We start from the raw sequence: 22,002 nt of genomic DNA on the forward strand, positions 1-22,002 counted from the left end.
ATGGAAACCAAAGCCAATTACGTCCTGATCGGCGCCTTCACCCTGGTGGTGGGCCTGGCGCTGCTGGCCTTCGGCCTGTGGGCCGCCAAGTACTCCTCCGACCGCACCTGGACGGAATACCGCGTGGTGTTCCGCGAGGCCGTCACCGGCCTGTCGGTGGGCAGCCCGGTGCAGTACAACGGCATCGCGGTCGGCTCGATCACCGAACTGAACCTGGTGCCGGATGACCCGCGCCAGGTGGTCGCGCGCATCCGGCTGAACTCCAATACGCCGGTCAAGACCGACACCCGCGCCAAGCTGGCGATCACCAGCCTGACCGGCCCGTCGATCATCCAGCTCAGTGGTGGTACCCCGCAGTCCGCCGCACTGACCGCGGTCAACAAGGACCCGGCCCCGATCATCCCGACTACCCCGTCTGCGCTGCAGAACATCACCGACGTGGCCAACCGCATCGTCGAGCGCATGGACCAGGTGCTCAGCGACCGCAACGTGGCCAGCATCAACGCGACCCTGGCCAACCTGGAAACCATCAGCGGCGGCCTGGCCGACCGCGACCAGGGCACCCAGGCGCTGCTGCTCAGCGCGCGCGATGCCGCCCGCAGCCTGGATGTCACCCTGAAGAGCACCAATGGCACCATCCAGCGCCTGGACAAGAACCTGGTGCAGCAGCTGCCGCCGATCCTGGACAAGCTGGAAACCACGCTGAGCAAGCTGGATTCGGCCGCCGGCAATGCCGATTCGATCCTTGGCGAGAACCGCGCCGCGATCAACAGCTTCGCCAACGATGGCCTGGCCCAGCTCGGCCCGACCCTGACCGAGCTGCGCGGCCTGATCCGCGATCTGCGCCGGGTCAGCGACCGCCTGGACAACAACCCGGCACGCTACCTGCTCGGCCGTGACGCACCCAAGGAGTTCGAACCCAAATGAGCCACCCGACCTTCTTCCGGCCCCTGCTGCCGATCGCCCTGATCGCCGCGCTTGGTGGCTGCTCGCTGCTGGGCAGCAACGAACGCAGCGCGGTGACCATCTATTCGCCCGTGGTCCGCATCCAGGCCGACCCGAGCTGGCCGACCGTCGATTGGCAGCTGGTGCTGGTCAAGCCCAGCGCCGCGCGCGTGGTCGACAGCCCGCGCATCAACGTGCGCCCGACCCCCTCCGAACTGGAGGTCTACAAGGGCGTGAGCTGGGCCCAGCCGGCCACCGACATGCTCGATGACGCGCTGGTGCGCGGCTTCGAGGATTCCGGCCGCATCAACGGCGTGGCCCGGGTCACCACCGGCATCCGCGCCGACTACAAGCTGGCCATGGACGTGCGTCGTTTCGAAGCGGACTACCGCGGCCAGGCCACGCCCACCGCGCTGATCGAGGTGAACGCCAAGCTGATCCACGTGATCGACCAGCGCGTGGTCGCCGACCGCACCTTCCGCCAGGAAAACCCGGTCGGCAGCAGCGACGTCGCCCAGGTCACCGCCGCGCTGGAACAGGGGCTGCAGACACTGACCACGAACGTGGTGGGCTGGACGCTGGTGACCGGCGAGCAGGATCACGCCCGCGCTGCAGTCACGCCGACCCGGGTGCGGTAATCCAGCGGAACGTGAGATTCAGGCGCTCGGCCAGCGGCCGGGCGCTCTTGGGCAGGGAATGCTGGTAATGGCGCTGGGTCTGACCGCCCATGACCAGCAGGTCGCCATGGTCCAGAAGTACCTCGGCCTTCTTGGCATGGTCGTCCCGGCGCCGCAGCAGGAACCGCCGCGCCGCGCCCAGGCTCACTGACGCGATCACCGGCGCCGGCCCCAACTCGGGCTCATTGTCGCTGTGCCAGCCCATCCCATCATCGCCATCGCGGTAGCGGTTGAGCAGCACGCTGTTGAAGGCGTGACCACAGAATTCGCCCAGCTGATCGCGCAGCGGCAGCAGCGCCGGATGCCAGGGCTGCGGCACGAATTCGGTACCGGAATAGCGGTAGCGCGCGGCCGGGTCGCCCATCCAGCAGCTCAGGCGCGGGGAATCGACCTGACGGCCGAACATGCGAATCTTGTGCACCTCCCACGGGACGTCCTCGCGGAGCGTGCGCTGGAGGGTGTCGGCGGCGTCACGGGATAGCCAGTGGCGGTGCCAGTGCACCTGGGCGTCGGGGAGGTGGAGATCCATGGGGTGACGCTAGCATTCCTTCGCCGGTGTGCGTATCCCGACCATGGCAGGACCCTGTGGATTTGCCCCCTGTCCACCAAAGATCGAAAATGACCGCCTGCCGGACCGGCATCGTTGAAAGAGCATTCCATGGCCCCACTTCGCCTCAGCGCTTCAAACACCGCGCCGGCTGCCAGCGAGGCCGTGACCAGCGCGCGCCACTTCACTGCACCCACGCCGCTCGCTGCGCGCCATCAGGATGTGACGCGATGACCTCCTCTGTGACCCGCGCGGTCCGTGCAGCCCGCCAGGCGGTCTCCCGGCATGGCGGTGGGCTGGTCGGGCTGTGGTCGGTACTGCGACGCATTTTCAAGGTCGCCTCTGCGATGGGTGTTCGTGGGCTCGTCAATCGGCTCAAGCAGGCCAGCGCGTCACGCATCCAGGTGGCACAGCCAGTCGAGCACCTGTTTCCCGCGCCGGTGCCCCTCGCCCAGCTCCAGCAGCGCGTCGGGCTCATGGCCCATGTGTACTACCCGGACCTGATAGAGGAGTTCGCTGGGCTGCTGGCGCACATCCCGGTGCCGTTCGAGTTGCTCGTGTCAGTGATGGACGACTCGGCCAAGCTCCAGGCCGAAGAACGCTTTGCAAGGGTTCCGCGTCTTTCTGCATTGCACGTCCGCGTCGTGCCCAATCGGGGCCGCGATATCGCGCCGCTGCTGGTGACATTCCGCGATGAGATCACGGCCTTGGATATCGTCGGCCATATCCACACCAAGAAGTCGCTGTACACGGGCAGCGAGCAGGAGCAGTGGCGGCGCTACCTGCTGCGTTCGCTGCTGGGCAGCGAAACGCGGGTCGCCTGGATTCTGGGCATCTTCGCTGCCGAGCCGCGTCTGGGCATGGTCTACCCGGAAACCCATGAAAGCCTCCCGCCCTGGGCACACACATGGCTGAGCAACGCCGAGGTCTGCGCAGCATTGGCGGCACGGCTGGGCCTGGAAATAGACCGCACTGCCTACATCGATTATCCGGCAGGCTCCATGTTCTGGGCACGGGTCGATGCGCTGCGCCCCCTCTTCGCATTGAATCTGACTACCAGCGATTTCCCCGCCGAAACCGGCCAGGTGGATGGCACCCTGCAACATGCAGTGGAGCGCCTTCTGGCCACCATTACGCGCCACCAAGGTCTGCTTGTCGGTGTACTTGCCCCGGGCGATACACCGCACCTGATCAGCGAAGGGCAGCGCAACTGGACAGAGGCATTCGCCACACCGGTTGCCCCCCGCATCCAGCTCTCTGCGCTGGATGCGGACCTGGTCACTACCGATGTATTCGATACGTTGGTGACCCGTCCGTTCCTGTCACCACACGCCGCGCGCGACTACCTCTCCTTCAGGGCCCTGGCCCGTTTCGGCGTCGATGATTTCTCGGCGGCGCGCCAGCTCGCCGAGGAACGCGCGCGCATTTCGAGTGGGCGCGACCCCACACTTGATGAGATCTACGCGCACTTCCCTGCACTGGCATCCACCGTGGATCCGCAGGCGCTCCTGGAATTGGAAATCACCACCGAGCAGCGCCTGCTGCGTCCGCGCAAAGGTGTGTTGGCGGCCATGCAGGCGTTGCGAGGCAAACGCGTTGTAGCGCTATCGGACATGTACCTGCCGGCCGCAGTGCTCCGGCAGGTGCTGCCGCCCGCCGTGGTGGCACTCACATCGGAATGGTGGGTGTCGTGCGAGACAGCGATGCGCAAGGACGATCCCGCCACGTGGGCGGCGATCTCACAGCGCGAAGGCATTGCGATGAAACGCTGGCTGCACGTAGGCGACAACGAACACGCGGATGTGCAGATTCCACAGTTGTGCGGCCTCCTTTCCCCCGTCCATATCGTGCGCCCTTCAGCGTTGCTGGACATGGTGCCGGCACTGCGCCCGCTTCGACATCCAGCCGGGCTCAACGCACCGTGGCCCGAGCAGTTGTGGCGGGGTCTGCTAGCCAACCATTTCGCCGCAGTAGGCGATTGGACTCCGTCCCATCTCTCGCCGCGGCCCACACTGGATGCCTACAGTGCGGGCTATACGGTCCTGGGACCTGTCGTTCTGGATTACCTGGTGTGGCTGGCGAACCTCGCGAAAGAGCGCGAGATCGGAACGGTGCTCTTCCTCAGCCGCGAGGGATTCCTGCTGCAGCAAGCATGGGACGTCCTGGCCGGCAGCGCCCCGGCTCTGCGATCGCTGAGGTCGTCCTATCTTCTGGTATCCCGACGCGCCGCGGGCATGGCCAGCCTGCGTGAAGCGAACGATCTTGAGCGGCTCCTGCATGGTACGTACACCGGCCCCCTGGTGAACCTTGTTGCCTCGCGCTTGGGTGAAGAAGCCGCGGTGGCCGTACGTGAGCAGGTGGGCACCCTGGCAGACCGCGACATCTATTTACCTGAAATGCTGGATCAGGCCATCGCGACGCTGGCGCCGGCGCTCCCCTCCTTGCTCAACATCTCAGCACGCGAATGCGACGCCTACCTGGACTACTGGCGCGAGACGGTTGGCGACGATGCTGCCCTGGTCGCGGATATCGGCTATGCCGGCACTATCCAGACCTATCTGTCGAGCATCATTGACCGCCCCGTGGGGGGAGCGTACTTCGCATTACGTGCCACTGCGCGGAAGGTGGAAGGACATGGCTGGGCCGTGGCCCGGTATCACGATGGGCGCACGGTACCGGAGGAGGCATCCCCCATTTTGGCGCATGACCTGCTGCTTGAAGCGCTGCTGGCAGCACCGTCCGGTCAGTTCTGCGGCTTCCGCGGCACCGGCAGTGGACGCGAGCCGATGTTCGCGCCGCCCGAGCTGTCCGCCACGGGCCAGGCATCCCTGGCCCAGGTCCATCAGGGCGCATTGAGCTTCATCGCCGACGCGTGCGCGGCACTGGGAGAGGATGTGCAACACCTGAGCTTGGACCCCGAAGGTGTGCTGCTGCCGCTTCAGTGCCTGGCCAATGGCCATTGGTCAGCGGGCCCATGGCTGCAGACGCTCGCCACGGAGGACAGCTTCACCGGCCGCGGTAGAGTCGCGGCCGGTGTCGCCGGATCGGTCAATCGCTGAACGCCACGCCGGTCTTTTCCTTCAACTCATCGATACCCACACCCGGGGCAGCCTCGACCAGCACCAACCCCTTATCGGTGACATCGAACACGGCCAGCTCGGTGATGATGCGATCGACCACGCCCACGCCAGTCAGCGGCAGCGTGCACTCGGGCAGAATCTTGTGCTCGCCGCTCTTGGCGGTGTGCTCCATCAGCACCACCACGCGCTGCACGCCGGCGACCAGATCCATCGCCCCGCCCATGCCCTTGACCATCTTGCCCGGCACCATCCAGTTGGCCAGGTCGCCCTTGTCGGTGACCTGCATCGCGCCAAGGATGGCCAGGTTGATGTGACCACCGCGGATCATCGCGAAGCTGTCGTGGCTGCCGAAGTAGCTGGCACCCGCACGTGCAGTCACCGTCTGCTTGCCAGCGTTGATCAGGTCGGCGTCCACCTCGGCCTCGGTCGGGAACGGGCCGATGCCCAGCAGGCCATTTTCGGACTGCAGCCACACATCCACGCCGTCGGGAATGTGGTTGGCGACCAGGGTCGGCAGGCCGATGCCTAGGTTCACGTAGGCGCCGTCGGTCAGTTCGCGCGCGGCGCGCTGTGCCATTTCATCGCGGGTCCAGGCCATCTCAGTTCGCCTCCTGGCGCACGGTACGCTGTTCGATACGCTTCTCGGGATGCGGGTTGTGCACGATGCGGTGCACGTAGATGCCTGGCAGGTGGACCTGGTCCGGGTCTATGCTGCCCACCGTCACCACCTCCTCCACTTCCACGATGCACAGCTTGCCGGCCATCGCGCAGGCCGGGTTGAAGTTGCGCGCGGTCTTGCGGAACACCAGGTTGCCGGCCTCGTCGGCCTTCCAGGCTTTGACCAGTGCGACGTCCGCGCGCAGCGCGGTTTCCATCACATAGTGTTTGCCATCGAACGCGCGGGTTTCCTTGCCCTCGGCCACCACCGTGCCGTAGCCGGTTGCAGTGAAGAAGGCCGGGATGCCCGCGCCACCGGCGCGCAGCCGCTCGGCCAGGGTGCCCTGCGGATTGAACTCCAGCTCCAGCTCACCGGCCAGATACTGGCGCTCGAATTCCTTGTTCTCACCCACATAGGACGAGATCATTTTCCGGATCTGACGGGTCGCCAGCAGTTGGCCGAGGCCAAAGCCATCCACGCCCGCATTGTTGGAGATCACGGTCAGATCCTTGGCCCCGGTATCGCGCAACGCAGCGATCAGGGCCTCGGGAATACCGCACAGGCCGAACCCGCCGACCGCCAACGTCTGGCCATCGGCGATGGCACCTTGCAGCGCCTCGGCTGCACTGGCGTACCGCTTGCCAGGTCGCACGGCGTTGTCTGGGGACTTGCTCATCTACGCCCTCACCTCGTTGATGTAAGCCGCCATTGTAGCCCCTCGCTGCCGCATGCCCCTCAGCGCGGTTGCAGGTGCGCCATTACCTGCGCAAGGCCTTCCTGCCAACTCGGCAGAGTGAGATCGAAATCTCTCTGCAGCCGCGATACGTCCAAGCGCGAGTACGCCGGCCGTGGCGCGGGCGTGGGGTACTCGGCGGTGGTGATCGCTTCCACCCGGGGAGCTCGCGGCAACACGCCCCTGGCGATGGCTTCGGCGAAGATCGCTTCGGCAAAGCCGTACCAACTCGTCTCACCGGTGGCGGTAAGGTGCCAGGTACCGGACAGGCCCCCGGCATGCCGCAACGCGTGCGCGGTGACATCTGCGATCAACGCTGCGGGCGTGGGGGTACCTATCTGGTCGGCGACCACGCGCACTACGTCGCGCTCGGCGCCCACGCGAAGCATCGTACTCAGGAAGTTGGCGCTGTGTTCGGCATATACCCACGCGGTGCGGAAGATCAGATGATGGCCGGCGGCAGCACGAATGGCGTCTTCGCCATCCCGCTTGGTCATCCCATACACGTTGAGCGGTGCGGTCGGCGCATCTTCGCGGTACTGCACGCGCGACTGGCCATCGAACACGTAGTCGGTGGAGTAGTGCACGTATGGCACGCCACGCCGCGCACACCAGCGCGCAAGCACGCCGGGTGCCTCGGTATTGGCGCGACGTGCCGCTTCCGGCTCCTGCTCTGCCCGGTCCACCGCCGTGTACGCGGCGGCGTTGACCACCACCGACGGCAGCAGGCGGTCCAGCAAGGACGCCAGCGACGCGGGCTCATCGAAGTCGGCCCTCTCGCAGGCAATGCCATCTGCGAGCAGACCGGTGCGGGTCGTCGGGATCACGGGGCCGAGCGGCGCAAGCGCGCGCCGCAGTTCCTGGCCGAGCTGCCCGTTGCCCCCCAGCACGAGCAGCGTCATGGCAGGTAGACCGGCAGACGTTCCTCCGCGACGTCGTTCAGAAACGGCGCCTGCTCATCCTTGGCTGACAGCGAAGGCGCGCTGATCGGCCAGTCGACCGCCAGGTCGGCATCGTTCCAGCGGATCGCCGCATCGGCCTCTTTGACATACACATCGGTACACAGGTAATTGAACAAAGCCGTCTCGGAGAGCACCGCAAATCCATGCGCGAAGCCGGGCGGTATCCACAACTGGCGGCGGTTCTCGCCGCTGAGCATGAACGCCTCCCAGCGGCCGAAGGTGGGCGAACCGCGGCGGATGTCCACCGCCACGTCGTACACCTCACCCTGCAGCACCGTCACCAGCTTGCCCTGCGGGCGCGGCCACTGGTAATGCAGGCCGCGCAGCACGCCTTTGGCCGAACTGGAGACATTGCTCTGCACGAACGTGCTAGGCAGCCCCTGCGCGGCATAGCGCTCAGCGTTCCACGTCTCGAAGAAGAAGCCGCGCGAATCCCCGAATACCGCCGGCTCGATCAACACGCAACCTGGCAGCGAGGATGGAATGAGTTTCAAGGCACGACGCCCCGCTGCAGCAGTTTCTGCAGGTACTGGCCGTAACCGTTCTTGATCAGCGGCGCAGCCAGCGCTTCCAGCTGCGCGGCATCGATCCAGCCCCGCCCGAACGCGATTTCCTCGGGACAGCACACCTGCAGTCCTTGGCGTGTCTGGATGGTCTCGATGAAATTCGATGCCTCCAGCAATGACTGGTGGGTACCGGTGTCCAGCCAGGCGAACCCGCGCCCGAGGGCTTCCAGGTGCAGTTGCCCATCGCGCAGATAGCGCTGGTTAAGGTCGGTGATCTCCAGTTCGCCGCGCGGCGAAGGCTTGAGCTCGGCCGCGTACTTGCTGGCGTTGCCGTCGTAGAAGTACAAGCCGGTAACCGCATAGTTCGACCGCGGCTTCTCCGGCTTCTCGACCAGGTCCACCACTTTGCCATGCTTGTCGAATTCCGCGACACCGTAGCGCTCTGGATCGTTGACCCAGTACCCGAACACCGTTGCGCCCTGCTCGCGCTGGTCAGCACTGCGCAGTACATCGCTCAGCCCGTGGCCATGGAAGATGTTGTCGCCCAGTACCAGGCAGCTCGGCTTGCCGCCAATGAAGTCCTTGCCGATCAAGTACGCCTGCGCCAACCCGTCCGGGCTAGGTTGTACGGCGTATTCGATGTTCATGCCCCACTGCGAACCATCGCCAAGCAGGCTCTGGAAAAGCGCCTGCTCGTGCGGCGTGTTGATGATCAGCACATCGCGGATCCCCGCCAGCATCAGCACGCTGAGCGGGTAATAGATCATCGGCTTGTCGTACACGGGCAGCAACTGCTTGCTGACCCCCTTTGTGATCGGATACAAGCGCGTGCCCGAACCGCCGGCGAGGATGATGCCTTTACGCTGGGTCATATTGAATCCTTGGTTCATGCGGTGGTACCGATGCGCTGCAGCCGATAACTGCCGTCGAGCACGCCGTTCACCCAGTCCTGGTTGTCCAGATACCAGTTCACGGTGAAGCCGATGCCCTGCTCGAAGGTGTACTTCGGCTCCCAGCCCAGCTGGTCCTTCAACTTGGATGCGTCGATCGCATAGCGACGGTCATGGCCGGGGCGGTCGGTCACATGGGTGATCTGGCTGGCACGCGGCTGGCCATCCTCGCGCGGGCGGCGTGCATCGAGCAGGGCGCAGATGGCCCGCACCACCTCGATGTTCTGCTTCTCCGAGTTACCGCCCACGTTGTACGTCTCGCCCACCTGGCCCTTGGCCAGCACGGTGCGGATTGCTTCGCAGTGGTCGCTCACGAACAGCCAGTCGCGCACCTGCTTGCCATCGCCATACACCGGCAGCGGCTCGCCGGCCAGGGCCTTGGCGATCACCAGCGGGATCAGCTTTTCGGGGAAGTGGTACGGGCCGTAATTGTTGGAGCAATTGGTGGTCAACACCGGCAACCCGTAGGTGTAGTGGAACGCGCGCACCAGATGGTCCGAGGCCGCCTTGGACGCCGAGTACGGCGAATTGGGGGCATACGGGGTGGTTTCGCTGAACTTGCCGGTCTCGCCGAGGGTGCCGTATACCTCATCCGTGGACACGTGCAGGAAGCGGAACGCCTGGCCCTTGTCGGCCGGCAGCGCCTTCCAGTAATCGCGCACGGCTTCCAGCAGTGCCAGGGTGCCGACCACGTTGGTCTGGATGAACGCGCCGGGGCCATCGATGGAGCGGTCCACGTGGCTTTCGGCGGCGAAGTTCAGCACGGCGTCCGGCTGATGCTCGGCAAGCAGACGGGAAACAAGCGCCTGGTCACCGATGTCGCCCTCGACGAACACATGGTCCGGATTGCCGTCCAGCGTGGCCAGGGTCTTCAGATTGCCCGCGTAGGTCAGCGCATCGAGGTTGATGACGCGCACGCCTTTGGCGACTGCTTCGAGGACAAAGTTACCGCCAATGAATCCGGCTCCGCCGGTGACAAGCCATGTGGGCACTACCCGTTCTCCTGTTCGATATGCGTGCAGGGGGCCTGCTGGCGCCCTGGCTCAGCGCAACAGGATACATGGCGGCCGTCGTCACGACTGCCCGTCCAGCGTTAACAGCAGGCGTCTTCCGTCGATTTCATGACGCGCTGCAGCACAACCATACGCATTCGCATGGTGCCCTTGCGCCAGTTAGAATCGCTGTCCCACCCCCGAACCGGTTGCTAGTCAAAGAACCGGACGTTCTCCCGTTATTGAAGGATCCAGCTCCAGATGAAAATCCTCGTCGCGTACAAGCGCGTGGTGGACTACAACGTCCGCATTCAGGTCAAGCCGGACGGTTCCGGCGTGGTCACCGACGGCGTCAAGCTGTCCCCCAACCCGTTCGATGAAATCGCGCTGGAAGAAGCGCTGCGCCTGCGCGACAAGGGCATCGCCACCGAGGTCGTGGTGGCCACGATCGCACCGGCCGATGCGCAGGCGCACCTGCGCAACGGCCTGGCCATGGGCGCCAACCGCGCGATCCATGTGGTGACCGACCAGGCCATCCAGCCGCTGACCGCTGCGCGCACCCTGCTCAAGCTGGTCGAGAAGGAACAGCCGGACCTGGTGATCCTGGGCAAGCAGGCCATCGATGACGATGCCAACCAGACCGGCCAGATGCTGGCCACGCTGTGGGGCCGCCCGCAGGCGACCTTCGCCAGCAAGCTGGACATCGCCGACGGCAAGGCCACGGTCACCCGTGAAGTCGATGCCGGCCTGGAAACGCTGGAAGTGGACCTGCCGGCCGTGGTCACCACCGATCTGCGCCTGAACGAGCCGCGCTTCATCAAGCTGCCGGACATCATGAAGGCCAAGGCCAAGCCGCTGGAGACCCTGCAGCTGGCCGACCTCGGCGTGGATGCCGCTGATACCTTCAAGACCACCCAGTACGCCGCGCCGGTCAAGCGCAGCAAGGGCGTGATGGTCAAGGACGCGGCCGAACTGGTCGCCGCACTCAAGCAGAAGGGGTTGCTGTAATGACCAAGATCCTCGTTGTCGCTGAACACCACGATGGCAAGCTCAATGCCGCCACCGCCAAGACCGTCAGTGCGGCCGCCGCGATCAGCGGCGCCAGCATCGATGTGCTGGTGCTGGCCGCCGATCCGGCCGCCGTGGCTGCCGAGGCCGCCCAGCTGGCCGGCGTCGCCAAGGTGCTGACCGTGACCAACGCCGCCAATGCCCAGGCGCTGGCCCAGGTGCTGGCCCCGCAGATCGCGCAGCTGGCCACCGGCTACACCCACGTATTCGGCCCCTCGACCACCTTCGGCAAGGACCTGATGCCGTGCGTGGCCGCCCTGCTGGGCGTCAACCAGGTCTCCGATCTGATGACCGTCGAAGGCAGCCACAGCTTCAAGCGCCCGATCTACGCCGGCAACGCCATCATCACCGTGGAGGTGCCGGCCGACCAGATCGTGGTCGCGACCGTGCGTGCGGCCTCCTGGCCGGAAGCGGCCAAGGGCGGCAGCGCTGCTGTGGAAGCGGCCAGCGTGGATGCGGCACTGCCGAGCCACACCCGCTTCGTCGGCCTGGCCGCTGGCGCGACCGACCGTCCGGACCTGCAGAGCGCCAAGCGTGTGGTCTCTGGCGGCCGTGGCGTGGGCTCGGAAGAGAACTTCAAGGTGATCTTCCAGCTGGCCGACAAGCTCGGTGCCGCCGTCGGCGCCTCGCGCGCCGCGGTCGATGCCGGCTACGTGCCCAGCGACCTGCAGGTTGGCCAGACCGGCAAGATCATCTCGCCGGAGCTGTACGTGGCCGTGGGCATCAGCGGCGCGATCCAGCACCTGACCGGTATCAAGGACGCCGGCACCATCGTGGCGATCAACAAGGACCCGGATTCGCCGATCTTCGAGATCGCCGACATCGGCCTGGTGGGGGACCTGTTCACGTTGCTGCCGGAGCTGGAAAAGGCGCTGTAAGTACTGCGTGAAGTCGGGGCCGCGCGGCGACGTGTCGCTGCGCGGCGTTTTGCTGCCGGGCCCTGGAAGGCCCTCTGCTGGAAAAAGCGACACGTTCCTCAGAACGCTGTCGCTATAATCGGCGGTCACCCCCGTAAGGATTGCATTGATGACGCTCCCCTGCTTCAAGGCATACGACATTCGCGGCCGCGTTCCGGAAGAACTGGACGCTGCCCTCGCCGAGCGCATTGGCGCCGGCACTGCGTCCCTTCTGGGACCTGGCCCCGTCGTTCTGGGACGCGACATCCGCCTCAGCAGCCCGGAGCTGCAAGCCGCGCTGGAGAAAGGCTTCACTGCGTCCGGGCGCGATGTAATCGATATCGGGCTGTGCGGTACCGAGGAGGTGTATTTCCAGACCTTCCACCGCCAAGCCGCTGGTGGCGTGATGGTTACCGCCAGCCACAACCCGATGGGCTACAACGGCATGAAGCTGGTGCGTGAGCACGCTCGGCCGATCAGCGGCGATACCGGCCTGTTCGACGTGCGCGATTTTGCCGCCGGCGATACCCCCCTGCCCTCCGGCACGGGACAGGTCCGCACCGATGCCGACAAAACCGCGTACATCCAGCACCTGCTGGGGTATGTGGATGTGAATCAGCTCAAGCCACTGAAGATCGTGGTCAATGCCGGCAATGGTGGCGCGGGCATCGTGATCGATGAACTGGCGCCCCACCTGCCCTTCGAGTTCGTCCGTATCCAGCACGAGCCTGACGGCTCCTTCCCGAACGGCATTCCCAACCCGCTGCTGCCCGAAAACCGTGCCGCGACCGCCGATGCCGTCCGCGCCCACGGCGCAGACTTCGGCATTGCCTGGGACGGCGATTTCGACCGCTGCTTCTTCTTCGACAGCCAAGGCGAGTTCATTGAAGGCTACTACCTGGTGGGCCTGCTGGCCGTGGCGCTGCTCAAGCGCGCCCCGGGCGGCAAGGTCATCCATGATCCGCGCCTGACCTGGAACACGGTGGAAATGGTGGAACAGGCCGGTGGCGTGCCGGTCATGAGCAAGACCGGTCATGCCTTCATCAAGGAGCGCATGCGCGCCGAAGATGCGATCTACGGCGGCGAGATGAGCGCGCACCATTATTTCCGTGATTTCGCGTACTGCGATTCCGGAATGATCCCGTGGCTGCTGATTGCCGAGCTGGTTTCGCAGACCGGCACCTCGCTTGGCGATTTGGTGGCCGACCGCATGAAGGCTTTCCCATGCAGTGGCGAGATCAACTTCCGCGTCGACGATGCCAAAGCAACCGTGGCACGCGTGATGGCGCACTACGCGGACCAGACGCCGGCGCTGGACTACACCGATGGTGTCAGCGTCGAATTCGACACGTGGCGCTTCAACCTGCGCAGCTCCAACACCGAGCCACTTCTGCGGCTGAATGTCGAAACCCGTGGCGACGCTGCGCTGCTGCGCGACCGGACCGAAGAGCTCACCGCCCTGATCGGCGGCCAAGCCCCCCAACACTGATTCAGGACGATTTTCATGTTGCCCATTCTCCCCGTCATCCTTTCCGGTGGTTCCGGCACCCGCCTGTGGCCGCTTTCGCGCGAGGCGTATCCGAAGCAGTTCCTGCCACTGGTGGGCGATGTCACGATGCTGCAGGCCACCTGGAACCGCGTGGCCGCCATCGCGGGCAAAGCCCCGATCGTGGTGGCCAACCAGGAACACCGTTTCATGGCCGCCGAACAGCTGCGCGAATGCAACGTGACCCCGCAGGCGCTGATCCTGGAGCCGATCGGCCGCAATACCGCACCGGCCATCGCCATCGCCGCGCTGCAGGCGCTGGCGACGGGTGAGGATGCACTGCTGCTGGTGCTGCCGTCCGACCACGTCGTGCGCGATGATGCGGCGTTCCATGCCGCGGTCGGGCAGGCCGCTATCGCGGCCGACGCCGGCAAGCTGGTCACCTTCGGTATCGTGCCGACGGCGCCGGAGACCGGCTACGGTTACATCAAGGCGCAGGCAGGCGTAGGCGTGCGCGCGGTTGATCGGTTCGTGGAAAAGCCCGATCTGGCCACCGCACAACAGTATGTCGCCTCCGGCGAATACTACTGGAACAGCGGCATGTTCCTGTTCAAGGCCTCGCGCTACCTGGAGGAGCTGGAGGCGCTGCAGCCGGCGATCCTGTCCGCCTGCCGAACCGCGCTGGACAAGGCCTCGCGCGATACTGATTTCATCCGCTTGGATGCCGATGCGTTCGCCGCCAGCCCCAATGACTCGATCGACTACGCGGTGATGGAAAAGACAGCCGATGCCGCTGTGGTTCCGCTGGATGCCGGCTGGAACGACGTGGGCTCATGGTCCGCGCTTTGGGAAGTCTCGGACAAGGACGCTGACGGCAACGCCTGCCATGGCGATGTGATCGCGCTCGACTGCCGTAACAGCTATGCCTATGGCACCCGCCTCATCGCAATGGTTGGGTTGCAGGACGTAGTGGTAGTTGAAACGGATGACGCGGTGTTCGTGGGCCACAAGGACCGCGTCCAGGACGTCAAGGAAATCGTTGGCCAGATCAAGCGTGATGGCCGCAGCGAAGCGGCCGCCCACCGCAAGGTATACCGCCCGTGGGGTGCCTACGACTCGATCGACAATGGCGCCCGTTTCCAGGTCAAGCGAATCACGGTCAAGCCCGGCGCGACGCTCAGCCTGCAGATGCACCACCACCGCGCCGAGCACTGGATCGTGGTCAGCGGCACCGCCGAGGTCACCCGCGGCGACGACGTGATCCTGCTCACCGAGAACCAGAGCACTTACATTCCGCTAGGCGTGACCCATCGCCTCAAGAATCCGGGCAAGCTGCCGCTGGAACTGATCGAAGTGCAGTCGGGCAGTTATCTTGGCGAGGACGACATCGTGCGTTTTGAAGACCAGTATGGGCGCAGCTGAGTGACTGGCCCCGTGCCGACAGTCAGGCAGGCTGACAACCAACTCGCACACGTTGCGATCATTGGGCGTGGCCTGCTTGCGCGCGCCTTCAATGCCGCCGAGCTTCAGCAGCTCGACACGACTGTGTTTGCATCCGGTGTTTCCAATTCACAGGAATCGGATCCGGCGCAGTACCAGCGCGAGGCCGACCTGCTGGCCGACGCGCTGCGGGCCTGCCCGGGGCGGTTCGTGTACTTCAGTACCTGCAGCGTCACCGATGATGACCGCGCGGGGACGCCCTACGCGGTGCACAAGCGGAAAATGGAGGCGTTGATCCAGGCGCGCGGCAACCACCTGATCCTGCGCCTGCCCCAGGTTGTCGGCAACACCGACAATCCGCACACCCTGGTCAACCACCTGGTTTCGCACATCCGCGCCGGTGATCCGCTGCAGCTGTGGTCCCACGCAGTACGCTGTTTGGTGGATGTCGACCACGTCGCCGCGATCACGATGCACCTGCTCAGGGGCGGGCTGGAGCGGGACCGTAAGCTCGACCTTGCGCCTCCGGAAAGCCTAACCTTGCAGCAACTGTTGCCGCTGGTGGAAGAAACGCTCGGTCAGCAGGCCGTATACACCCTGATAGATCGCGGCGGCGGCGCCACGCCGGATTCAGCGACCTTCTGCATCTACGCCGGGCCTGCGGGGATCGATGCCTCCCCGGGCTATACCCGCCGCCTGCTGCGCAAGTATTACGGAGCTGGACATGATTGATGTTTCGGTGGTGATTCCGGTCTACGGAAGCGCCCCTATCCTACCCCGCCTGGCCGAGCGCCTGGAACAGGCGTTGGACGCGCTGGGTCGCAGCTACGAAGTGGTGCTTGTCTACGATTGCAGCCCGGACGATTCCTGGAACGTCATCGCCGGGCTGTGCGCCAGCCGCCCGTGGCTGAAGGGCGTCCGCCTGCGCAAGAACGCAGGGCAGCACAACGCGATCATGGCGGGCCTTGGCGTCTGTGCGGGTCGCTACATCGTGACCATGGACGATGACCTGCAGCATTCGCCCAACGACATCGCCCGCATCGTCGAGGTGCTCGATGGCGGTGCCGATGTCTGCTACGTGCAGTTCAAGCGGCGCCGGCATGCGCTGTGGAAGCGCATGGGAAGCCGATTCAACGACCAAGTGGCCTCCTGGCTGCTGCGCAAACCCAAGGGCCTGTACCTATCCCCGTTCCGCGGTTTCGTCCGCGACATACGCGACGAAATGCTGCGTTACGAAGGCCCGTTTGTGTATCTTGATGGACTGATCGTGCAGAGCACGTCAAACATCGCCACGCTGCAGGCCGACCACCACGATCGCGACGACGGCAAATCAGGCTACAGCCTGTCCAAGTCGATTTCATTGTGGATGCAGATGGCGACCAGCTTCTCCATCAAGCCGCTGCGCGTGGCGTCGCTGATGGGCGTCGCAGCTTCAGGGCTTGGCTTCCTTGCCGCAGCCGGGCTCGTGGTCCAGAAGCTCATCTGGCCGCAGACTGCGGTCGGCTGGACGTCACTGATTGTCGCGGTGCTGATCATGGGCGGGATCCAGCTGCTGGCGCTCGGCGTGGTCGGTGAATACGTGGGCCGGGTGCTGCTCAATGTGAGCAACCGGCCGCAGTACGTGCGGGGCACGGTGTTGAACGGCACGGCCGATGCTGAGTCGGCCCGATGATGCAGGCCGACCGTGCGCTAGTCATGAAATTCCTGCGCTTCTGCGTGGTCGGGGGCATCAGCACTGTTGCTTTCAGCGTACTGACCTGGCTGGCGGTGAGCAGGCTCGGCATGGATCCCACCTGGGCCACCGTGGCGTGCTACCTACTGCTCGTTCCGCCGAACTTCTTCGCCCATCGCAGCTTCACCTTCGTTTCCAGCGGCCACATCAGCCGCGAAGGCATGCGTTTCATCTGCCTGCATGCGTTCAATCTCACGCTGTCCACGGTCGGCATGAAGCTGATAGCCGACGTGTTCGGCCTGGATTATCGTTGGGGCATCGCGTTCTCGGCGGTCATCGTTCCTGTGGTCGTCTTCATCGTGATGAACTATTGGGTTTTCCGGCCCCAGCGCGACGACCATGCCGTACCGCCCTCGCATTGAGCCTGCCCACTGCGCGCAGGCTGCATCACACAACCACAGGATGTATTCCATGATTTCTCCGACCGACCGTAGAGACACGATGAGGGCGGCGGGCTATTTCGCCCTCGCCTCCACCATACTTGTCTGCCTGCTATGGCTGCCCTTTGGCTTTGGCATGGTCGGCAACATCGAGGAGTGGGACATCCTTAGCCTGCTTACTCGCCATGGCGTGTTTTTCTTCGCCGGTGAAAACAGCCCGTTGGCCAGCCACCGGCTGCGACCATTGACCGCAGCACCCAACGCGGTTGCGTACCTCCTCTCGCCCGATTCCTTCGTCGGCATGCATCTGCTGCAGATGGCATCGCTGATCGTCAAGGGCACCGCTGCCGGCCTGATGGGTTATTGGCTGCTCAGGTCGCGCCTGTACGCGGTGATGCTGGCCCTGTTGGTGATCGTGCTTCCCGCAGACACCATGCAGCTTTCGTTCCGCTCGTTCCACATCAACTGTGCCGTTGCGCTTGGCATGGCGGGCGTGGCCGGACTGCTGTACGCCTATGAACGTCGGGAGGCTCTGGGCCGTGGCGGGCTGGTCCTGTCGCTGCTGTCCGCAGTCGGCCTGGGCGTTGCCATCCAGATCTACGAGGTAGCGCTAATCTTCGTGCCCTTCCCGTTCCTGATGCTGTGGGCACGCCATGGCGTTCGTGGCACCCTGCGCATCGCCTTCAAGCAGCTGCCAGTGACGCTTTGCTGGGGCTTGGCAGTCGCCGTCTGCCTCGGCTACATCTACACCGTCCTGGCGCACGGGTCGACCTACCAGAGCAGTGTCGTCGGTGGCCAAAGCACGAGCATGCAGATGGTCCAGGAACGGCTCTGGGTCCTGACGTTCACCGGGATGGGCCGGGCGCTGGTCGGTGGCTGGGTCGATGCGGTGATGATCCTGATCGAGGAGTTCAGGAACTACATCTACGTGGTCGTGACCGGGGCGATCATCGCCGCGCTCCTTGCCTATGCCGCTCGTCGTGGCCCGCCTGCCACGACCACGCCGGAACCGGCCGTGGCTATGCGTGGGTTGAGTGCGCGCGTGGTCCTGATCGGCCTGGTGATGGCGGCCTTCGGCTATCTGCCGTTTCTCTCCTCGCCCGCCCACATGGCCATTTCGCAGCGCACCTTCCTGTTTGCGACCTTTGGCGCTGGTCTAGCCACGGTTGGCCTGCTTGCGCTTTTGTTTGGCAACAGGCGTCCACGCGTCAGCCTCGCTGCGGGAACGGCGCTGGTAACGCTCGGCCTGGCGGCGCAGATGTTCCAGTTCCAGCACTACCAGAAACTCTCCGATACGGAACGTCAGGTACTGGCCAACGTCGTCACCACCGTACCTGCGATCGGTCCGGAAACCAATGTCGTGATCCTTGATGGCAGCGAACGGATCAGCAGCGTCTGGATGCTCCGCGACAACATGTTCCATGCGCTGACCTATCTTTACGGGGCGCCCGTCAATCTGGTGTACACCTGTACGGTGCCAGGCGATTACTGGCAGCGCCTGGATGCCTTCGGTCGTCCAGGCAGCTGTGCCCGATCGACCGATGGCTGGCTGTTCACCGATGGACCGACCGTCGCAGCGCCCGGACAGGGAACCCGTCAGCCGCAGGTCAGCATTAACGTCGCCGACCCCAACGCTGTCGTGGTCCGGGTCGACAAGGATGGCAATGTCGTGCCGGTTCCAGCACAGCTGGCCCGCCTGAAGCGGGGTGAGGACACCCTGTCGCGCCGCTATGCTAACGTTGTGGCTGACAGGCCGTGGCCGCTGGCTTTCCATCAGTTCCGCAGCCAGGAAGGGTCTGATTCGTTCCGGTGGGACTTCGGCAGATGGTGGAGCCTGGAAGCGGCCGTGCACGGCCGAGGCTGGCAGGACAGCCAATGGACCAATGATGGGAGGTTCAAGAAGGTCTCCACGGCGTGGGCTAATATGCCCGAGGCGTCGCTGGTGTTTAACATGCAACCTCGCAAGGCGCCCTATGTCGTCAAGGGGCGCGTCCAGGCCATTGCGGGCAACACCGATCGCAACTCCCTGACGATCTCGATCAACGGCAGCCAAGAGCACCCCTTGGTGTGGATTACCGACAACGAGTTCTATACTTATATCCCCGCTGGTGAGCTGGTGAATGGGCGGAACGAGGCCGTCTTCCACGTACCGGTGGACATGAATTTCTACGGCGTCGGGGTCGCCATGGATTGGGTCCGATTCTCCCCGCGCCATTAAGCCCAGCACGCCGGACACAGATCCGACCTCATCCCTCAAAAAAAGGAACCCGCATGACCCGCAGTATCGCTTCGCTCAAGTTGGCCCTCGTCGTCGCCGTTGCTGCGGCCACCCTTGCCGGCTGCTCGTCGAACAACGAAGAAACACCGATTGGCGCCAGCCCGAAGCCGGCCGCCCCGAGCAATGACAAGGTCAACACCCCGCTCAAGCCAGAGCAGGTCAGTGCGTCGGCAAGCGTGCTGGAAGGCCCGTACTATGACGCTGCGTCTGACCAGCTGATTGTGAAGATCGCCGTCAAGAACACGGGCAGTGTGGTGTACCCGGTGACCGGCATAAACGCTGTCACCCTGGGCGTGGTTCAGAAGGTGCCGGGCCAGGGCGGCCAGCCGGATACGCGAGCGAGCGATACCCGCGCTGCCTTCAAGGAAGATATTAAGCCGGGCGCCACCGGGGAAGCAGATGTCAGCCTTCCCGCTGATTTTGCCGTTGCCCACAAGGTCGAGTTCGAGCCGCTTCAGGAGAACGTCGTATGGTTCGGCTACGACCTGAAGCAGCCGACGGCGGTAATCGGTCCGTTTGCACGCTGCGCCGATGGCAAGGGCCTGTGCGACGGTCAGGGCAACCCCGTTCCCGCCAAGTAAGCCCGTATTCCCGGCATGCAATTGAAAACGCCCGGGTCGACTGACCCGGGCGTTCTTGTTTCCGACCTTGGCCTGCAGGCTCACCGGGCCTGCAGCATCCACTCGATTGTTTCGCGCAGAGGCCGGAACGCGTAACCGCCGGTCAATTGCAGTAGATGCTCGTTTGAACCTGCCAGCCGGTTCACCTCATTATCGCGAACGAACTCTGTATCGCTGTGGATCTCGAAGCGGATACCAGACAGTTCTTCGATCAGTGCGATGACCGCACGCAGGCTGACGGAACGACCACTGCAGATGTTCACTGCCTCACCGCCCTGCTTCTGTTCGATCAGAAGACCGTAGCAGTGGACGAGGTCGCGAACGTCGGTGAAGTCGCGCTCTACGTCCAGGTTTCCCAGCCGCAGAACCCGCTCCCCGCGCAGCGCGTGGTCAACGACCTTGGCGACGAAGAAAGACAGTGCCTGGCCGATGCCGATGTAATTGAACGGGCGCGCGATCACGATCGGTAACCGGTCCGTGTACAACCTGCATACGTACTCGGCTGCCACCTTGCTGACGGCATAATCGTTGAAGGGCGCCATCGGCGACTGCTCCGAAAGCAGCGTATGGGACGACGGCCCGTACACGAGCGCGCTGCTCGCCACCAGAACACCTGACGGCGGGCGCTGAAGTTGCGCGGCCGCATCGAGCAGGTTGCGGGTTCCTACCACGTTCGACTGGTAAATCGCAGAAACGTCGCGGTGCGCGACATTTGAGATCCCGGCCAGATGCACGATCACGTCGGGCTTGACCCGTTCCACTACGTGGGCGACGTCTTCGGCATCGAGAAGGTCCACTGCGGATACAGTTGCAGTCGACTCGCCGGAACGCCGCAGACCATGAACGCGGTAGCCAAGCTGCTCGAGTTCCCGGGCCATGTACGGCCCGGTGAACCCTTCGATTCCGGTGACCAGAGCAATCGGTGTCATCGGTATGGTTCTCTTGTTGTAGTGCAGGTGCCGCCCGCACGCCAGGCTGCCCTGGGGTAGCCCACATACAGGCCCTGCATCAGAACGATGCGCCGGCTTCGTTGCGACGCAGGTCGGCCTTTACCATCATTTCGCAAAGCTCTTCCAGTGTCGTGCTCGGCTCCCAGCCCAGCTCACGCTTGGCTTTCTCAGGATTGCCAATCAACAGATCCACTTCCGCCGGGCGGTGGAACTTCGGGTTGATCTTGACCAGAACCCTGCCCGATTGGGTGCAGGTACCGGTTTCATCCAGACCTTCACCAGCCCATGCGATTGTGATGTCAGCTGCCTTGAAGGCCATCGTGACGAAGTCACGCACCGTTTCGGTCCGGTTGGTTGCCAGCACGTAAGTGTCCGGCTTGTCGGCCTGCAGCATGCGCCACATGCCCTCGACGTACTCCTTGGCAAAGCCCCAGTCGCGCTTGGCATCCAGGTTGCCCAATTCGATCACGTCCAGCTTGCCCAGCTTGATCTTGGCTACCGAGTCGGTGATCTTGCGGGTCACGAACTCACGCCCACGCAGTGGCGATTCGTGGTTGAACAGGATGCCGCTGGACGCGAACATGTCGTAGGACTCACGGTAGTTGACCGTCATCCAGTGCGCGTAGAGCTTGGCCACGCCATAGGGGCTGCGCGGATAGAACGACGTGTCTTCGGTCTGCGGCACCTGCTGCACCAGGCCGAACATCTCGGAGGTCGAGGCCTGGTAGAAGCGGATTTTCGGGTTGACCGCACGGATGGCCTCGAGCAGGTTCAGCGCGCCCAGCGCGGTGATCTGCGCGGTCAGCACAGGCTGGTCAAAGGAGACGCCAACGAAGCTCTGGGCAGCGAGGTTATACACCTCAGTTGCCTGACTATCCTGCAGCAGGCGGATCGACGAACCCAGGTCCTGCAGGTCGTGCTCAACCAGGTGGAGGTTAGGGTGCTTTTCAATGCCCAGCTCTTCGATACGCCAGAAGTTTACGGAGCTGGTGCGGCGGTAGGTGCCGTAGACCTTGTAGCCCTTCTCCAAGAGCAACTGCGCTAGGTAAGCGCCATCTTGGCCGGAGATACCGGTGATTACTGCTGATTTCATGGCTTTTCG

21 protein-coding genes are annotated in these 22,002 nt (G+C 64.3%); 12 read left to right on the forward strand and 9 right to left on the reverse strand.

Annotation, left to right across the window (positions count from 1 at the left end):
- Positions 1-927, forward strand: coding sequence for an MlaD family protein (locus tag AC1DIQ_RS14550; protein ID WP_121042588.1), 927 nt, complete (start codon positions 1-3; stop codon positions 925-927).
- Positions 924-1,583, forward strand: a complete 660-nt coding sequence (locus tag AC1DIQ_RS14555) for an ABC-type transport auxiliary lipoprotein family protein (RefSeq protein WP_121042586.1) — start codon at positions 924-926, stop codon at positions 1,581-1,583. Before AC1DIQ_RS14550 ends, AC1DIQ_RS14555 begins: the two co-directional genes overlap by 4 nt.
- Here the strand turns inward: AC1DIQ_RS14555 and AC1DIQ_RS14560 are convergent.
- Positions 1,561-2,151 carry an alpha-ketoglutarate-dependent dioxygenase AlkB family protein gene (locus tag AC1DIQ_RS14560; RefSeq protein WP_121042584.1) on the reverse strand — a complete coding sequence of 197 codons (591 nt, stop codon included), beginning with the start codon at positions 2,149-2,151 and terminating at the stop codon, positions 1,561-1,563. The genes AC1DIQ_RS14555 and AC1DIQ_RS14560 overlap by 23 nt on opposite strands.
- Before the next feature lie 248 nt (positions 2,152-2,399).
- Between AC1DIQ_RS14560 and AC1DIQ_RS14565 the strand changes: the two genes are divergently transcribed.
- On the forward strand, positions 2,400-5,228 hold the full coding sequence (locus AC1DIQ_RS14565; RefSeq protein ID WP_478050285.1) for a rhamnan synthesis F family protein: 2,829 nt from the start codon (positions 2,400-2,402) through the stop codon (positions 5,226-5,228).
- Here AC1DIQ_RS14565 and AC1DIQ_RS14570 read toward each other — a convergent pair.
- From AC1DIQ_RS14570 to rfbB, 6 genes are read right to left on the reverse strand one after another with little or no spacing between them, the layout of a single operon-like run.
- The gene (locus AC1DIQ_RS14570) at positions 5,218-5,847 is read right to left on the reverse strand and encodes a CoA transferase subunit B (RefSeq protein WP_121042580.1); all 630 of its coding nucleotides are present in this window, start codon (positions 5,845-5,847) and stop codon (positions 5,218-5,220) included. The two genes, AC1DIQ_RS14565 and AC1DIQ_RS14570, sit on opposite strands and share 11 nt — an antisense overlap.
- A 1-nt stretch (position 5,848) precedes the next feature.
- Positions 5,849-6,583 carry a CoA transferase subunit A gene (locus tag AC1DIQ_RS14575; protein WP_478050286.1) on the reverse strand — a complete coding sequence of 245 codons (735 nt, stop codon included), beginning with the start codon at positions 6,581-6,583 and terminating at the stop codon, positions 5,849-5,851.
- Positions 6,584-6,642: 59 nt separating this feature from the next.
- On the reverse strand, positions 6,643-7,542 hold the full coding sequence (gene rfbD, locus AC1DIQ_RS14580; protein WP_478050287.1) for a dTDP-4-dehydrorhamnose reductase: 900 nt from the start codon (positions 7,540-7,542) through the stop codon (positions 6,643-6,645).
- Complete coding sequence (gene rfbC, locus AC1DIQ_RS14585; protein WP_282259158.1) at positions 7,539-8,096, reverse strand: dTDP-4-dehydrorhamnose 3,5-epimerase; 558 nt, start codon at positions 8,094-8,096, stop codon at positions 7,539-7,541. Before rfbC ends, rfbD begins: the two co-directional genes overlap by 4 nt.
- The gene (gene rfbA, locus AC1DIQ_RS14590) at positions 8,093-8,980 is read right to left on the reverse strand and encodes a glucose-1-phosphate thymidylyltransferase RfbA (RefSeq protein WP_121042571.1); all 888 of its coding nucleotides are present in this window, start codon (positions 8,978-8,980) and stop codon (positions 8,093-8,095) included. Before rfbA ends, rfbC begins: the two co-directional genes overlap by 4 nt.
- Positions 8,981-8,994: 14 nt before the next feature.
- Positions 8,995-10,050 (reverse strand): dTDP-glucose 4,6-dehydratase, encoded by a 1,056-nt coding sequence (rfbB, locus tag AC1DIQ_RS14595; RefSeq protein WP_478050288.1) that lies wholly within the window; start codon positions 10,048-10,050, stop codon positions 8,995-8,997.
- A gap of 261 nt (positions 10,051-10,311) precedes the next feature.
- Here rfbB and AC1DIQ_RS14600 point away from each other — a divergent pair, with 261 nt between their 5' ends.
- The 9 genes from AC1DIQ_RS14600 (at position 10,312) to AC1DIQ_RS14640 (ending at position 19,911) form a co-directional block, all read left to right on the forward strand.
- Positions 10,312-11,058 carry an electron transfer flavoprotein subunit beta/FixA family protein gene (locus AC1DIQ_RS14600; protein ID WP_121042567.1) on the forward strand — a complete coding sequence of 249 codons (747 nt, stop codon included), beginning with the start codon at positions 10,312-10,314 and terminating at the stop codon, positions 11,056-11,058.
- Positions 11,058-11,996, forward strand: coding sequence for an electron transfer flavoprotein subunit alpha/FixB family protein (locus AC1DIQ_RS14605; RefSeq protein ID WP_121042565.1), 939 nt, complete (start codon positions 11,058-11,060; stop codon positions 11,994-11,996). Before AC1DIQ_RS14600 ends, AC1DIQ_RS14605 begins: the two co-directional genes overlap by 1 nt.
- A 148-nt stretch (positions 11,997-12,144) precedes the next feature.
- Positions 12,145-13,503: a phosphohexomutase domain-containing protein gene (locus tag AC1DIQ_RS14610; RefSeq protein ID WP_121042563.1), complete on the forward strand. Its 1,359-nt coding sequence runs from the start codon at positions 12,145-12,147 to the stop codon at positions 13,501-13,503.
- A 15-nt stretch (positions 13,504-13,518) separates the two neighbouring features.
- Positions 13,519-14,922, forward strand: a complete 1,404-nt coding sequence (locus AC1DIQ_RS14615; RefSeq protein WP_121042561.1) for a mannose-1-phosphate guanylyltransferase/mannose-6-phosphate isomerase — start codon at positions 13,519-13,521, stop codon at positions 14,920-14,922.
- Positions 14,923-15,672, forward strand: a complete 750-nt coding sequence (locus AC1DIQ_RS14620) for an NAD-dependent epimerase/dehydratase family protein (RefSeq protein ID WP_259462190.1) — start codon at positions 14,923-14,925, stop codon at positions 15,670-15,672.
- Positions 15,665-16,612, forward strand: coding sequence for a glycosyltransferase family 2 protein (locus tag AC1DIQ_RS14625; protein WP_121042557.1), 948 nt, complete (start codon positions 15,665-15,667; stop codon positions 16,610-16,612). Before AC1DIQ_RS14620 ends, AC1DIQ_RS14625 begins: the two co-directional genes overlap by 8 nt.
- Before the next feature lie 23 nt (positions 16,613-16,635).
- Positions 16,636-17,034, forward strand: coding sequence for a GtrA family protein (locus tag AC1DIQ_RS14630; protein ID WP_183073798.1), 399 nt, complete (start codon positions 16,636-16,638; stop codon positions 17,032-17,034).
- A 49-nt stretch (positions 17,035-17,083) separates the two neighbouring features.
- Positions 17,084-19,270: a hypothetical protein gene (locus AC1DIQ_RS14635; RefSeq protein WP_147433914.1), complete on the forward strand. Its 2,187-nt coding sequence runs from the start codon at positions 17,084-17,086 to the stop codon at positions 19,268-19,270.
- Between the two features lie 53 nt (positions 19,271-19,323).
- Positions 19,324-19,911 carry a hypothetical protein gene (locus AC1DIQ_RS14640; protein WP_121042551.1) on the forward strand — a complete coding sequence of 196 codons (588 nt, stop codon included), beginning with the start codon at positions 19,324-19,326 and terminating at the stop codon, positions 19,909-19,911.
- An 80-nt stretch (positions 19,912-19,991) separates the two neighbouring features.
- Here the strand turns inward: AC1DIQ_RS14640 and AC1DIQ_RS14645 are convergent, their stop codons facing one another.
- Positions 19,992-20,879: an NAD-dependent epimerase/dehydratase family protein gene (locus AC1DIQ_RS14645; protein WP_121042549.1), complete on the reverse strand. Its 888-nt coding sequence runs from the start codon at positions 20,877-20,879 to the stop codon at positions 19,992-19,994.
- A gap of 79 nt (positions 20,880-20,958) precedes the next feature.
- Positions 20,959-21,993: a GDP-mannose 4,6-dehydratase gene (gmd, locus tag AC1DIQ_RS14650; RefSeq protein ID WP_121042547.1), complete on the reverse strand. Its 1,035-nt coding sequence runs from the start codon at positions 21,991-21,993 to the stop codon at positions 20,959-20,961.
- Positions 21,994-22,002: the final 9 nt, after the last annotated feature.

Source organism: Stenotrophomonas sp. 05L413 (assembly GCF_056397945.1).

Excerpts from the sequence above, each read along its gene's own strand:
- AC1DIQ_RS14575 (WP_478050286.1), bottom strand. The coding sequence starts at position 6,583 with ATGAGCAAGTCCCCAGACAACGCCGTGCGACCTGGCAAGCGGTACGCC.
- AC1DIQ_RS14630 (WP_183073798.1), top strand. The coding sequence starts at position 16,636 with ATGAAATTCCTGCGCTTCTGCGTGGTCGGGGGCATCAGCACTGTTGCT.
- AC1DIQ_RS14625 (WP_121042557.1), top strand. The coding sequence starts at position 15,665 with ATGATTGATGTTTCGGTGGTGATTCCGGTCTACGGAAGCGCCCCTATC.
- rfbD (WP_478050287.1), bottom strand. The coding sequence starts at position 7,542 with ATGACGCTGCTCGTGCTGGGGGGCAACGGGCAGCTCGGCCAGGAACTG.
- AC1DIQ_RS14615 (WP_121042561.1), top strand. The coding sequence starts at position 13,519 with ATGTTGCCCATTCTCCCCGTCATCCTTTCCGGTGGTTCCGGCACCCGC.
- AC1DIQ_RS14555 (WP_121042586.1), top strand. The coding sequence starts at position 924 with ATGAGCCACCCGACCTTCTTCCGGCCCCTGCTGCCGATCGCCCTGATC.
- AC1DIQ_RS14610 (WP_121042563.1), top strand. The coding sequence starts at position 12,145 with ATGACGCTCCCCTGCTTCAAGGCATACGACATTCGCGGCCGCGTTCCG.
- AC1DIQ_RS14645 (WP_121042549.1), bottom strand. The coding sequence starts at position 20,879 with ATGACACCGATTGCTCTGGTCACCGGAATCGAAGGGTTCACCGGGCCG.
- AC1DIQ_RS14635 (WP_147433914.1), top strand. The coding sequence starts at position 17,084 with ATGATTTCTCCGACCGACCGTAGAGACACGATGAGGGCGGCGGGCTAT.
- AC1DIQ_RS14560 (WP_121042584.1), bottom strand. The coding sequence starts at position 2,151 with ATGGATCTCCACCTCCCCGACGCCCAGGTGCACTGGCACCGCCACTGG.
- AC1DIQ_RS14605 (WP_121042565.1), top strand. The coding sequence starts at position 11,058 with ATGACCAAGATCCTCGTTGTCGCTGAACACCACGATGGCAAGCTCAAT.
- AC1DIQ_RS14640 (WP_121042551.1), top strand. The coding sequence starts at position 19,324 with ATGACCCGCAGTATCGCTTCGCTCAAGTTGGCCCTCGTCGTCGCCGTT.
- AC1DIQ_RS14550 (WP_121042588.1), top strand. The coding sequence starts at position 1 with ATGGAAACCAAAGCCAATTACGTCCTGATCGGCGCCTTCACCCTGGTG.
- AC1DIQ_RS14600 (WP_121042567.1), top strand. The coding sequence starts at position 10,312 with ATGAAAATCCTCGTCGCGTACAAGCGCGTGGTGGACTACAACGTCCGC.
- AC1DIQ_RS14565 (WP_478050285.1), top strand. The coding sequence starts at position 2,400 with ATGACCTCCTCTGTGACCCGCGCGGTCCGTGCAGCCCGCCAGGCGGTC.
- gmd (WP_121042547.1), bottom strand. The coding sequence starts at position 21,993 with ATGAAATCAGCAGTAATCACCGGTATCTCCGGCCAAGATGGCGCTTAC.
- rfbA (WP_121042571.1), bottom strand. The coding sequence starts at position 8,980 with ATGACCCAGCGTAAAGGCATCATCCTCGCCGGCGGTTCGGGCACGCGC.
- AC1DIQ_RS14570 (WP_121042580.1), bottom strand. The coding sequence starts at position 5,847 with ATGGCCTGGACCCGCGATGAAATGGCACAGCGCGCCGCGCGCGAACTG.